Here is a 14,139-nt window from a genome sequence, read left to right as displayed (position 1 = left end):
CAGTATTGTTTATCAAAAGATTATGTTAAAGAACAAAAGATATATTTTTAGAATCGGAGCGGCACTTTGTATCGCATTAACCTTTTCATCCTGTAATAAATGGGTCAATGATCCGAAATCACCAGACAGTACCGTTGATGAATCACAACTCAGCAGCCTGGAAATGTTAGGCCGTATCGATAAAGGAGTTTATGTCAACGGGCCAATCATTGCAGGTGTCTGGCGTGCAGGGGCTACAGCCTCTTCAGACTTACTCGTGGCCTCCGGTGCAATTGCAGACGAAATCACTTCTGCCGCTGTACCTAATTCACCTTTTTACAAAGAGCTGGATGAAGATAAACTGAGCCCGGATAACCCTTCTCTTTTTAGCGCATGGTCAAATGTCCAGAACTACAGAGCAAGGGCAGAAGACGCTATCAAACTCGCCACACAGCAAAATCCTTCAGAAGAAGATAAGTTGAAAATCAAACAAGGCGCGTTAATCAATGCCCGTTTACACGCGGGTTATGCCTGGATGTTGCTGGCGGATTACTTTACAGTGAGTGAAGCAAATCGCGCCGTTTATGCAGATCATATGCTGGTTAAACATGAACAAGCTTACGCCAAAGCACAACGCTATTGGGAAGAAGCATTGCCAATAGCCAACGATCAGGAAAAAAGACTATTACATTCCTTATTGACTAAACTAGGCATAAGCACCCAAAATTACGCTTTGGCTGTAGCCCATATCAATCAATCATTTTCAGCAGCTGAAAACTTTGCTTTCTTAAATACAGTAGGTACTGTAAGTAATGCTTTCTTTTCTGCCTTAAGTATTAATGTCAGAGATGCAGCTGTTGATCCGACATTGGTTGCTGTATTAAAAACAACAGCCGATAAAGCGCGGAACCCTGTTTTAAAAGCCCCTAAAGGACACTGGTCATTAACTTATTTTAAAGAAAGAGATCCGCTGCTGGTTACTGATTTTGACGAAATGCAGCTGATCAGAGCAGAACTCGCTATCCGCGGCCTGTTAACTGGAAATGCAGTTGACTATGTGAATACAGTAATTGCGAAATATGATCCGGCTGGTAAATCCAACCTTCCGGCACAAAACCTGACCCTTACCGATATTACAGCAATCCGCAGGATATTTTTATCCTGGAGAGGAACCCGTTTAATTGATTTGAGAAGATTCAATATCGACGGAGATCTGACCCCGGGATTTACTAAAAGGAACTGGCACTGGATTGGTGTTCCTGAAATTGAAACCAGGTAAATCACCAATTGTCCACGATCGTATTGTGATCTATGTTGGAAGGGTGTTGGAAGGGTGTCGAACCCTTCCAACACCCTTCCAACATAGATCACTTCTAGTTGCTGGATAGTACTTCGTTATAGCGGTAATTCTTTCCCTTTATGTAATCCCTTTGTCATAGCTGCCTTTACTTATTTAGAAAGATTACAAATAACATATCTTTACCCGTAGTAAACCAGAGAAAAGCTACGATGAGTGAAACAAAAAAAGAATTACCTGCCATTGTCCGCGGAGTATTAGCCGTAAAAAACAAGGCGTATCTCACCCCTAATTATATCCGCATCACCCTTACCGGAGATGATGTACCTCTTTTTGCAGAGACAACCCCAGGGATCAATAATAAAATCTTTATCCCTCCCGCAGGAGTCAACGAGATCCATTTCCCTGATTTCAACTACAGTACCGGAGAATGGTCTCACGCGCCAGAACACTTAAAGCCTGTCATCAGAACTTATACCCACAGAGCTATCGACGTGGAAAAGAAGGAAATGACTATAGACTTTGTTGCACACGGAGAAACCGGTCCTGCATCAGCATGGGCAATCCATGCTAAACCAGGAGATATTCTGGGTATCCTGATGAAAGCAAAAGAATCAATACTTTATCCAAAAGCAGATTGGTATCTGTTAGCTGCCGATGCAACCGGAATACCAGTTATTGCCGCTATACTGGAAACTCTTCCAGCTACCGCAACCGGAGTTGCCTATATTGAAATACCAACAAAAGAAGACGAGCAGGAATTAAAAACCAACGCAGACATTCAGATCAACTGGATTTATAACGCACATCCCGGAGAAAAAACGCTGCTTGCCGATGCCGTACGTACTGTAAAAATACCTCAACAACATAACACAACCCGTTTTGGCTATGCGGCAGCCGAATTTTCAACTGTAAAAGACATTCGTCAATTTCTGCGTAAAGAACAACACTGGGATCAAAGTGAACTATACGCCTACTCCTACTGGAAGTTAGGAGCCAGCGAAGACGGTTCAGTCAGGGCACGACGGGAAGAACACCGGGAAGAAAAGTAAAGCATATTTGTTTGCATAAGATTTAGCTACATTTGGTTTCCACAGCATCCAAATGTGACTAAATCTTATACGCATGAAGAACAAGTTTTTTTATATGATCCTCGCTGTTCTGTATGGACAGTTATCTTTCGCACAAACGCCAAAACTATTTCTAATCAATGCTGACCAGCTTAAAGCAAAGAAAGAAGCTTACCAGCAAAAAGATAAAGCAATTAAACCCCTGGTAGATCAGGTAGTTCGTAAGGCCGATGGTTTCCTGACCGCGAAGCCAAAATCTGTGATGGATAAATCATCAACTCCACCAAGCGGATCAAAACACGACTATATGAGCCAGGCGCCTTATTTCTGGCCTGATCCTTCCAAAGCTGACGGAACGCCCTATATCAGAAAAGACGGTGAACGTAATCCTGCTATTCATCAAATAACCGATGCGGTATTTCTGCATAATCTCACTGAACAATGTCAATTCTTATCCCTTGCCTATTACTTCACAGGTCAGGAAAAGTATGCTTTAAAAGCCAGTGACTTGCTAAATGCCTGGTTCATTGCACCCGAAACAAAAATGAACCCCAATCTGAATTACGCACAAGCCATACCGGGCGTAAACGATGGCAGGGGCATTGGTATTATTGAAAGTCGTTCCCTGGTTGAACTCGCAGACTGGATGGGACTTTTGGCCAGTTCAAAATCAATCACAGCCAAACAAACTGAAGACATTAAAACCTGGTATAAACAATACCTGGATTGGATGTTAACCAGTAAAAACGGGAAAGACGAACATAGATCCAAAAATAATCACGGTACTATTTACGATACGCAGATAGTATCTTATGCTTTATTTACAGACCAAAAAGAACTGGCAAAAAAGACCATAACTGCAAGTCTGGAAAGAATAGCAGTGCAGATTACACCAGCAGGTGAACAGCCGCTGGAACTTGCCAGAACAAAAGCTTATAGCTACAGTACAATGAACCTGAACGATGGCTGGTTTAACCTTGCCCTATTAGGAAAACATGCTGGCGTTGAGGTATGGAACTATCAGACTTCAGATGGAAGAAGCATACACAAAGCACTGGATTGGTTAATTCCATACGGTATGGATCAAAAAGCAAAAGACCGCAAACAAATTATACCCTACAACACAAGTGAATTGTACAGATTATTGACACTTGCAGGTACAGCCTACAAAAATGACGCTTATTTCAAACAAGCCGAAGCTATACCAAAAGATAAAGACACGCAGTTAATTGACCTGCTTTATAAACCCTGAACAATTGCTAATATTAAGCCCTTAATCTGATAAAGATCAAGGGCTTAATTATGTACTAATACGCTACTTTATAATCCTTGACCACCTCTTGTCCCGTCCATGCCTTTAAAGAAGTCCATGCTGCTGCCGGCCCCGTCCAAAACTCATTATCTGCCGGAAGCCCAAGCGTCAAAAACCCTAAAGTTGCCATATACAAACTTCCTGTAGAAGTATAATAATCTGCGATTGCCGGCTGATGGCCATTAAAACCTAATACCAGCCAACCTTTATCATCAAAATTCTGATCTCCTGTGAACATATTCTGGATCACTTTGGTTAACCCGCAACGAACCTGCGCCGGCTTTACATAAGCTGGAAGTTTCTCCAGTAACGCAGTCTGGGCCAGTGCCTGAAATGCCGCTGTCCGGTAAGTTACAGAACGTCCATAAGCCGGATAAGTACCCTCCGGAGAAATAATCCTTTCCAGATACTCCGAATATCTGACCATTCTTTTTAACGCCTGATCATAATCACTTACCGGTGCTTTTTTATGGTCAGCCAGAATCTTTTCAAGATCAACCAGCATCGTATGAATTACATATGAATTATAATAATCCATACTGAATTTTTCACCATCACTATACCAGCTGTCCCCTACATACCACTCTTTCATTTTATTGACTGCAAACTGAACCCTTGCAGGATCATATTGCTCGCCAATACTCAATAAAAAACCTTCCGTTAAACCAGAGAACAAAAGCCAGTTATTGTAAGCTCCGCTCCGGTCTCTCAAAGACTTAAACTCCTCTACAAAGCGAGCTTTAGTTTCCTTGTCCAAAGGTTCCCACAAAGCTTCTGGCGCACGAATAAAAGCCTGAGCCACATAAGCAGCATCTACAATCGGCTGACCTTCAGTTCTGAAATTCAAATAATCAGGACTTTTAGGATTTACTGCATTCTTCAACCCCTTTAAAAGCAAGGTGCGCATCTCTTTACGCATCTTCCCTTCCTCAGTACGGTCATCAGGAAGAGCCAGCCAGGGCGCTATACCAGCCATTGTCCTGCCAACCGCTTCCAGATAAGTCACACTTTTAAGGTTCAAAGCATATTCAGGCCCTGTTTCCAAAGGCATCTTCTTTTTTAATGTTTCGTTAGCCAGGTTATAAACCACGGGATAAGAAATCTTATATAATGCTTTGACCCAAACTTGTCTGTCTTGTGCTCCAGTAGCAGGTTTGCCCTTACCGGTCTGCTGTGCAGCAGTGGAAAAAACAACCAGGAAAGACAAGAATAGTATCATTTTTGTACGGAAAAATATCATAAGGTTATAGGGTTAATCATTTACAAATACCACTTTTTATATCTTCCTAAAGCTTCCAGGAAGTAATAATCGGCATAAACTAAAGGTACATCAATTTCACTGTTCAAAGGAAGTGCACCTGTACTATGTAACAACAGAAAACCACCGTTTTCACCTAATTTAGCACGGTATACCGGAGTTGCCAGAGATCTGATCATCGTCTCTGCCGAAGATAGAAATTCCGTTTTCTCCTTACCTTCTGCGGTATACTGAGCCAGCTCTAACAAAGCCGATGCAGCTATAGCCCCCGCAGAAGCATCACGTTCCGCATAAGGGATTTTTGGGGCATCAAAATCCCAGAAAGGGATTTTATCAGCAGGCAGGTTTGGATGGTTCAGGATAAAATGAGCAATCCCCTTTGCCTGATCCAGATATTTTTGATCCTTAGTATCCCGGTACATCATCGTATATCCATACAATGCCCAGGCTTGCCCGCGTGCCCATGCAGAACAATCAGCTGCTCCCTGCCACGTCGCTTTACGGTTAACTTTTCCAGTTGTCAAATCATAATCTACCACGTGATAAGAGCTAAAATCAGGTCTGAAATGATTCTTTAAAGTCGTATTGGCATGTTTAACAGCAATATCTTTATACTTCGCATCTCCTCCGTTATCACTCACCCAATTCAACATTTCCAGGTTCATCATATTGTCTATGATCACCGGACATTTCCAGTATTTATTTTTATCCCACGACTGGATAGATTCAATTGCCGGACGATAACGTTTAGCCAGCGAAGCAGCAGACCTGTCAATAATTGTTTTATAAGCAGGATCTTTGGTGAGGCGGTAAGCATTGCCAAAACTGCAAAACATCATAAAACCAAGATCATGATTACCACTGTAATTTTGATTCGGCTCAATAACCTTCAATGCTTTTTCAGCTGTCTTTTTCACCGCGGCATCGTTAGTCTGTTCGTAGATATACCATAACGAACCGCTATAAAAACCGCTGCACCACCATTTGATATCGTAGGCAACCAGTTTATTATTTTTAGCATCAAAACTTTGTGGCGTTAAACCAGCAGGGATGTTCTTGTCCAGAACTTTGTACTGTTTTACAGCAAAATTAAACTGTTCATCAATTAATTGCTTCATGCTTTGTAATTGTGTTCCTGATTTCTGCGCAAAAGAGGCAGATCCCGCCAGTAAGAGTAGTCCTGCAATTAAATTGATTTTCTTCTTCATCTTATTTTTTGTTTTTTACTTAATCATTTGTCCTTAATTATGTCCGGGACTTAAACGGTTGCTAACCGTAGCACCCCGTTGTGCACCCAATGGTAAAACACAATTCAATTTCTTTACCTCTTTTAATCCGGGTAATTTCACTTCAAGCTGTATAACCGTATTTTCCTGCGCAGGATCCGCCACATTGATAATCGGATTTTCCGTATGTAAACCTTGAATCAGAATCGTACAAGCCTTATCAGCCTTAATGCTGAAATCTTCCGCCGAAAACACGCCATCTTTATAAAAAACCAATTGTAAAAGATCCAGCCCCTTATGTTCTACAACCTGTAAATCTGATGTATTACTTAAAATTCTGAGCATGGATAAATTATAACTCCGCATTGCGCCCGCATCCTTTAATCCCGGAACCACTATATATTCGTAATGTCCGGCCAAAGGTTTAACCCCATGACTTAAAGAAAGCTGAAACACTTTCCCGCTTATTTCTTCTTTTGACTGAGACTGATTGATCCGGTACCAACTTCCTTTTTGCAATTTATCACTCACAATAAAGCCCCCGCCTTCAGGAAGAAAATAACCAATATGGTCATGCCATACCCATCCAGGCGCAGCATGCGCTTTATCCAAAATGACCTCTCCCTTTAACCAGCTCTGATTTAAAGTAGTCTTCACTTCTTCCGAAGCGTCACTTTTGATTCCAGCCCCTAAACACACTACCTCTTTATCAAAAAAGAACCATGCCTTTTTAGCCTGTACGCCATCAATATCCTGCGTATAAACAGACAAACCATATAAACCATTGCTCACCCCACCAACAAAAGCAGTTGTTCCGGGAATCCCCCAATCCTGCTTAATCGTAGCTCCTTCATCATTTGAATAATCCCTGCTGGTTGTTCCCGGAATTTTATCCCATTCCCAAACCGGCATTACATTCGCATATTCATCACCACGCACCTGGATATTTGTTGCACCATCGGCCAGAAACTTGCCCAGTATATTTTCATTATTCCCCCTTTCCGTTCTTAATGTTCTGGACGAAGCAGTCTGCACGCTAAAAGTATATTCAGGACGGACATGTAAGGCGTATCCGCTTTTCCAATACACCCTGTTACCCGGTATAATCCCATAAGAAGCAGGTACGGCTATCGCCATTCGTTTAGCTGCCGCATCCCAATAAGCTGTATTTTCCGGGTTCAAAACTTTAATCTTAGTGATCAAGCCTCCAAAAACCCCTTTCAAAGAATCTCTTCTGCTGATCCCCCGGCCACGCACATTAAAATCAAAGAAACTTCCGCGGATAGTCCTGAAAAAAGTATCCTTCAGATAAGTCATCAGTAGAGTCAGCTGACCGGCAGGCATTGCATAAGCAGTACCTCTCAAATAGAAAGCTGCATTCACAGAATTACTGGCAAACACAGTCCCATAACTGCCAATTGCCTGCTGTTTTCCATGTTGAAAGTAGCTGTTATCTACCTGCAACCCTTCTTTACCATCCGTAATCGAAACAGGCTCAAACAAATATTTTGAAGCAGAATCCAAGGTAGTTTTACGGCCGGTTAAACAAGCACGGTACAAATAATGCAAAGCCTCATCCGAAGTATTTGCTCCATCTCCAGTTTTTAATTTCCGGATCATCCTGGTAATTAAAGACTGTTCCAGAGCTGCTGGTAAAGGAGTTTTCCCATAACGCATCAGGATCAGTATTTCACCAATTGTCTTCGGATAAAAGATATCATTGTACCACCAGTTTTTGTTTTTAGGATTCAATTTCAGCCAATGCTGAAGCGATCTGACCACACCATCATATGCCTTTGCATCACCATACAATTGATGATTTGCCCCACTATAAGCAATCGCAATCCCTTTAATCCTTTGCAAAGGGTCGTAATCCGGATTCGCATAATTGATATCCGGCCAGCCGCCATCTTCTTTTAAACCAGCAAGATCAGACTGCACCTTAGCAGCCGAGGAACCGCCTTGCAAATCAGCATTGATCCGCCCCATAATTGTCCTGTAAGGAACGGGGATCTCCTGAGCAATGGACAAACTTCCACTGAAACAAACCAGCAGCGCACTGCATAAACTAAACTGAACAGCAACCCTATTTATAAACCCTGACATAATCCACGTAATATTTTAAAGGTAAAATGTGTTCATCCAGCGGCCCTCCCAATGTTCCTTCCCTGCCCAATGCCAGATTTAACAGCAGATAAAAAGGTTTTTTAAAAATCTTCCCCGGATCATAAGCAGCCTTTTTATATTCAAATACAAAATACTTCAAATCATCGTAATAAAAGGAAATACCTTTCTTATCCCATTCTACCGCATAAACATGATAATCCTCATTGGGTGCTCCTACTACCGGCTTTTCACCCAAATAATGATATTTAGCAGCAGAATCTGCATAATGAACCGTTCCATAAACTTGTGTTGAATCCTTACCTACATACTCCAGGATATCAATCTCCCCGCAGTTTGGCCATTTTACCTGCTGCCGGTTTTCACCCAACATCCAGATAGCGGGCCAGCTCCCCACACCTTTAGGAACTTTGGCCCGCACTTCTACCCTACCATATCTAAAATGCTTTTTACCCAAAGTGATTAAACTCGCTGAAGTATATTCCGAACCTTTATAATCTTCACTTCTGGCTTCAATCACTAAGTTTCCATTTTCTACCCTTGCATTCTCCAACCTTTTAGAAGTATAATACTGCGGCTCTTTATTCCGTACCAAACCCACTTCATAAGTCCATTTTGTACTATCAGGAAGCCCCTGTAAATTAAATTCATCCGAAAAAATAAGCTTACGTTTCTTGATTTCCTGGCCAGTTGCCACCAGGTTTACCCCCAGCAGCAACAAGACAACTAATTGATATCCCTTCATCTAATTTATCCAGCCAGTATTTTGTTTCAAATTAGGATTTCGTTCTATTTCTACCTGTGGAACAGGCCAGTTATAAATATAATCCCCTTTAAAAGAATAAGGATAGACTGTATTTCCCCAGATCTGTTTAACCCCATTATCAGTATAGAAAACTTTGTCTTTCCAGCTCTTCCAGCGTAACTCATCAAAGTAATTAATCCCTTCATTCGGGAATTCTACCCGGCGTTCATTACGGATACGCTCTGTTAAATCACTCTGACCACTTACGTAAGTTGGCAATCCGCTATTTCCCATTTGCAGTAAAGCCGCGCCCGCTCTTGCTCTCACCTCATTCACTTTTGCAATCGCATCACCCGTAGACCCCAGTTGATTTAATGCTTCTGCCCACATCAGCAGTACATCTGCGTACCTTAAAATGGGAAAATCTGTAGGCCCATAAGACCTGTTTAGTGTCTCCGAAGCTCCTTCATAAACGAATTTGCGGTACAGATAGTAGAAATAGCTCTGTGTATCGGTTCTCAAATCACCATTTAAAGCAGCCTCTGAACGGTATGGCCATCTCGAAGTTACCGTCGCATTGATCCCGCTATACACACCTACATAAGTAGAATAAGGGGTAATTACGTTTGCCGCTAACCTTGGATCACGATTCGCATAAACCTGTAAAATACGTGCCTCATTACCAGTTGGTAAATAAAGGCTCATTTTGGCACCTCTGGTTGTTGCCGCGGCAATTTCGGCCGCTGTCAAATTATTCCTCAAAAAGTAAACTTCCCGCTGCGCCACAGTCAAGGCAGAATACCCCGGCAACACAGCCTCCCAGTTAAACTTTGAACCATCCGCATTTTCATATAAATCAACCAGGTTTGGCGAAACATGGTAAGTATTCCAGCAAGACCCAAAAGAAGATCTTGTCCCACAAAAAAACTGCGTCGTAGAACCTGCATTCGCCTGCCCGATATTCTGAATAGAGAAAATCATCTCATTACTTTGTTCATTAGCTGTTTTGAATAAGGTGGTGTAATTATTAAATAAACCATACCCCGCATCTTTAACCTTACTGAAATCAGCAGCAGCCAATGCCCATTTCTGCTGATATAAATACGCTTTACCGCGTAATGCATAAGCTGCCCCTTTGGTAATATGGCCATAAGAAGCATTACCCGCAGTATACCTGTCCGGAAGATTCGTCTCGGCAATACAAGCCGTCAAATCGGCGATAACCTGAGTCCAGACCTCGTCTTCAGTGGAACGCCCTTTAACCGCTTCATCCGCCAAAAATGGCTCCAGATAAATAGGTACACCTTTGTACAATTGATTTAACCTGAAATAATAATAAGCTCTTAAAAATTTAGCTTCTGCTATATACCTGCTCTTTTTCGCATCTGCGGATGGAGACTTCAACGGAATATTTTTAATCGCATCATTAGCACGCTGAATCCCCTCATACATATTTTTCCAGGTATCACTAAACATAGAATTACCTGTGGTAATTGTTCCTGCCATCAGTACTTCCGAACCACTGGTCTGTCCTGTAAACCCAAAACGATCCAATTGATAAAGTTCCAGCCCCGATGCACCCGAAGTATTAATCCCCAAACGCAAGGCATTGTAAACACCTGTAATCCCCAAATCTGTAAGGTTATCAGTCGTCCACATTTTCTCCGCATCCACCGCAGAATAAGGCGCGGTTTCCAATAAGTTTTTTTTACATCCCGATAAAACCACCAGGGTTAGTATAATTGATAAAATCTTTCTCATTTCTTTCTCCCTTAAAAAGTAACATTTAAACCTAATGTGTACTGACGCATCGTTGGGTAAGCTACGCCTGCATACTGTCCACCAGAAACACCAAGCTCAGGATCAAGCCCCGGGAATTTGGTGATTGTAAACAAGTTCTCTCCCGAAACATATAACCTTACCCTGTTCATCCCTGCCTTTTTTGAAATATTTGAAGACAGCGTATAACCGAGCTGTAAGTTTTTCAACTTCACATAAGAAGCATTATACAGATAGAAATCACTGGCTACACCAGAATTCTGAACATCGGTCGTATTTTTAAGCCTTGGATAATGTGCATTGATGTTATTTGCCGGATCTGACGGATTTGCTGCATTATAATAATAGTGGTCATTGGCAATTAATGTACTCACTGCATTACCAAGCGATACAATTGAACTGTTGTAACCAGCAGCATTCCAGTAGTATTTCATACCTGCACTACCTGCCCATAACATCGACAAATCAAAACCTTTGTAAGCAAAATTAAGTTGCAGACCGAAGTTATATTTTGGTGTTGCCGACACATTAGAGAAAGTCTGATCATAAGTATTTCCATAAATACCATCTCCGTTGTTATCCGCATAAATCAAATCCCCATAAGTAATATTAGTTTTGCCAGCTGCTCCGCCTGTTGGCTGAAAAGTATAACCAGCAGATACCATACTTTGCAACCAGGCAAGATCCTGAGGTGTGCGGATCATTCCATCCTTAGGCCCTCCGTTGATGTTCAGACTTCCGTCCGCATTTTTATAAGAACCATTTCCTTTATAAACGTTATACAGATAGTACTGATTGGCCTGCTGTCCTTCAAGGATACGCGTTATTGTACCATTCGAGACACTGCCCAAATTTGACGTATACACCTGATTACCATTTGCATCAGTAGTATAGCCTTGTTGTAAAGCACCTTTATATTTCTTAACCCGGTTAAAGTTATAAGCGAAGTTTCCAGACACCCCATATTTAAAATCACCGGATTTACCATTATAACCCAAAGTGAGCTCTACCCCTTTATTAGAAATCTCTGCTATATTTTTAGTCGCCGCAGTTGCAGTACCCACCGTTAACGGGATTGTTGGCACATATAAAATCCCTTCCGTAAACTTGTTGTATAAATCCACTTCAAAATTAACCGCCCCTTTAAAAAGCGATCCGTCCAACCCTAAGTTTGTTACCGTAGTAGTTTCCCATCTCAAATCCCCATTGGCAAACTTTGACTGGATCAGCCCGTTAACCGGCAACCCATTAAAAGAATAAGGAGTAGAACCATAAACAGCTTTATAATCGTAATTTCCGAGTGACGCATCAGCATTCATCACATTGTTACCTGTTTTGCCCCATGATGCACGTAGCTTCAGATTACTTACATAGTCATTCATATTTTTCATGAACGGCTCCTGAGAAATACGCCATCCCGCAGAGAAAGCAGGAAAGAAACCCCACCTGTTATCGGGAGCAAATTTGGAAGATCCATCATAACGAAAAACACCTTCCAGCAAATACTTGCTCTGGTAAGCATAGTTCAAACGGCCAAAGAATGACCTGATTGAATAATCATAAGCATCCCCATTGATAGAGGTCATTGTAGTCGCGGAACCCAATGTAGTAATAGAGGCATCGATCAAACCAGTCTTGGTCGCATCCCAATTGTAATAATTGAAGTAATTCTGGTTGTACCCTAATAAAACTCCAATATCATGCTTTTCAGCAACCGTCGTATTATACCTTAAAACGTTATCAATAGTGGTGCTATAGTTCTTATTGAAATAATAAGAGGTACTCAGCTGATCGGGAGTTGTGGCCGCAACCTTTAAGGTATTAGTCGCAAAATTCCATTTTTCGAAAGTGTTGCTAAAAGAATTTTTCTCTTCAAAACGCGTCTGGTAATTGAAACGGGTTTCGAAACTCAGTCCTTTGTAAATGTCAAAGTTTGCGAATACAGTAGTATTAAACCTGGATTCCTGATCCTTACCGCCTGTGCTATATAAATAAGTAGAAATGTTATTTGCCGTAGCAGACTCTTCAGCAGCTGCCGGAAACCCATATAATCCGTTGTATACCGGATATACACCCGGCGTAGTCTGACGAAGAAAATTAAAAGCATTTACCGTACTGGCCATTCCAAAATTTTGCAAAGAAGCAAAAGTCTGTGTACCTAAAGTCAGGAACTTATTGACTTTAGTTTGCAAATTAATCCTTAACTGAAAACGATCAGTTCCGGTATTGGCCATCGTTCCGGGATTATTTAAATAACCCGCAGAAAGAAGGTACTGTGTGTTTTCTGTTCCACCATTCAGTGAAATATTATGCTGCTGGACCAGGTTATGCTCAAAAATAGCTTTTGCCCAATCTGTATTTGGATAAGCAACTCTATTTGGGATTCCCTGTGCAGTCAATCCATCCGGATCAGCATTTGCAGCTGCCCATAACGCTTTAGTTGCATCCGTATAAACCGGAGTCTGGCCAAGGTTGCGATAACCTTCATTTACCAGGTTCATATGGGTAATATAATCAGTTACAAATTTTGGCATGCTGGCAGGTGTCGCGACCGAGAACATGCTGGTATAATTGACACTGAGTTTATTCTTTGTCCCTTTTTTGGTGGTAATCAGGATTACGCCGTTTGCCGCCAGTGAACCATAAATTGAGGCTGCCGCAGCATCTTTTAATAAAGACATACTTTCCACGTCATTCAGGTTAACCGCATCCATCGTACCCGCAATTCCGTCGATAATCACTAAAGGATTATTATTGTTTAAAGTACCTGCTCCCCTGATCCGTATTGTCGCCCCATCGCTGCCCGGTTTACCAGAACTCTGGTTCACTGCAATACCAGCGCTTAAGCCCGCAAGGCCAGAAGAAAGATTAGTAATCGGCCGGTTCTCTAATGATTTTGCACTGATGGTTGCAATCGAGCCGATCACATTAACTTTCTTTTGTGTACCATATCCCACTACAACCACTTCATTCAAACCTGTGCTTGTGCCATGCAGATTTACATTTAAAATGGCATTACCGCCAGCCGATAAAGTTTGTGTCGTAAAACCGATTGCTGTAAATACAATTTCAGCATTCCCGTCTGCCTGGATTTTATATTTTCCATTGGAATCCGATTGTGTAGACTTTGAGGTGCCTTTGACCTGGATAGAAACACCCGGCACAGGTAACCGCTGTTCATCAGTAACAGTTCCTGAAATTACTTTGCTTTGCGCAAATAAAGATAAAGGTGAGACCAAAGTTAATGCGCCGCATAAAAGCACAGTAAACATTAAGCTACACCTTCTTAAATTAAGGTATAATTTCTTCATAATTGATTTTTATTTGGTTAGGTTTTTCAGGAGCGTTC

9 protein-coding genes are annotated in these 14,139 nt (G+C 41.7%); 3 read left to right on the top strand and 6 right to left on the bottom strand.

Annotation, left to right across the window (positions count from 1 at the left end):
• Positions 1 to 22: 22 nt before the first annotated feature.
• From HDE70_RS01950 to HDE70_RS01940, 3 genes are all read left to right on the top strand, one after another.
• Positions 23 to 1,258 (top strand): hypothetical protein, encoded by a 1,236-nt coding sequence (locus HDE70_RS01950; protein WP_183887724.1) that lies wholly within the window; start codon positions 23 to 25, stop codon positions 1,256 to 1,258.
• 230 nt (positions 1,259 to 1,488) lie between these two features.
• Positions 1,489 to 2,328, top strand: coding sequence for a siderophore-interacting protein (locus HDE70_RS01945; protein WP_183887722.1), 840 nt, complete (start codon positions 1,489 to 1,491; stop codon positions 2,326 to 2,328).
• A 73-nt stretch (positions 2,329 to 2,401) separates the two neighbouring features.
• Entirely contained in the window at positions 2,402 to 3,598 is a 1,197-nt protein-coding gene (locus tag HDE70_RS01940; RefSeq protein WP_183887720.1) for an alginate lyase family protein, read from the top strand.
• 55 nt (positions 3,599 to 3,653) lie between these two features.
• On the opposite strand, the gene HDE70_RS01935 is transcribed toward HDE70_RS01940, so the two are convergent.
• The 6 genes from HDE70_RS01935 to HDE70_RS01910 are packed head-to-tail and all read right to left on the bottom strand — an operon-like array spanning position 3,654 to position 14,101.
• Positions 3,654 to 4,877, bottom strand: coding sequence for a DUF2264 domain-containing protein (locus HDE70_RS01935; protein ID WP_221301995.1), 1,224 nt, complete (start codon positions 4,875 to 4,877; stop codon positions 3,654 to 3,656).
• Positions 4,878 to 4,918: 41 nt separating this feature from the next.
• Positions 4,919 to 6,124: a glycoside hydrolase family 88 protein gene (locus HDE70_RS01930; RefSeq protein ID WP_183867711.1), complete on the bottom strand. Its 1,206-nt coding sequence runs from the start codon at positions 6,122 to 6,124 to the stop codon at positions 4,919 to 4,921.
• A 33-nt stretch (positions 6,125 to 6,157) separates the two neighbouring features.
• Positions 6,158 to 8,248, bottom strand: coding sequence for a polysaccharide lyase family 8 super-sandwich domain-containing protein (locus tag HDE70_RS01925; protein ID WP_183887716.1), 2,091 nt, complete (start codon positions 8,246 to 8,248; stop codon positions 6,158 to 6,160).
• Positions 8,229 to 9,011 carry a family 16 glycosylhydrolase gene (locus HDE70_RS01920; protein WP_183887714.1) on the bottom strand — a complete coding sequence of 261 codons (783 nt, stop codon included), beginning with the start codon at positions 9,009 to 9,011 and terminating at the stop codon, positions 8,229 to 8,231. The genes HDE70_RS01925 and HDE70_RS01920 overlap by 20 nt, the downstream gene beginning before the upstream one ends.
• Positions 9,012 to 10,772, bottom strand: a complete 1,761-nt coding sequence (locus tag HDE70_RS01915; RefSeq protein WP_183887712.1) for a RagB/SusD family nutrient uptake outer membrane protein — start codon at positions 10,770 to 10,772, stop codon at positions 9,012 to 9,014.
• An 11-nt stretch (positions 10,773 to 10,783) separates the two neighbouring features.
• A complete protein-coding gene (locus tag HDE70_RS01910) occupies positions 10,784 to 14,101 on the bottom strand; it encodes a SusC/RagA family TonB-linked outer membrane protein (protein ID WP_260159868.1) in 3,318 nt (1,105 codons plus the stop codon).
• Positions 14,102 to 14,139: the final 38 nt, after the last annotated feature.

The organism is Pedobacter cryoconitis, from assembly GCF_014200595.1.
Taxonomy (GTDB): Bacteria; Bacteroidota; Bacteroidia; order Sphingobacteriales; family Sphingobacteriaceae; genus Pedobacter; species Pedobacter cryoconitis_C.
The sequence above is the reverse complement of the archived record's forward strand: the minus strand, read 5'-3'. Positions and strand labels throughout refer to the sequence as shown.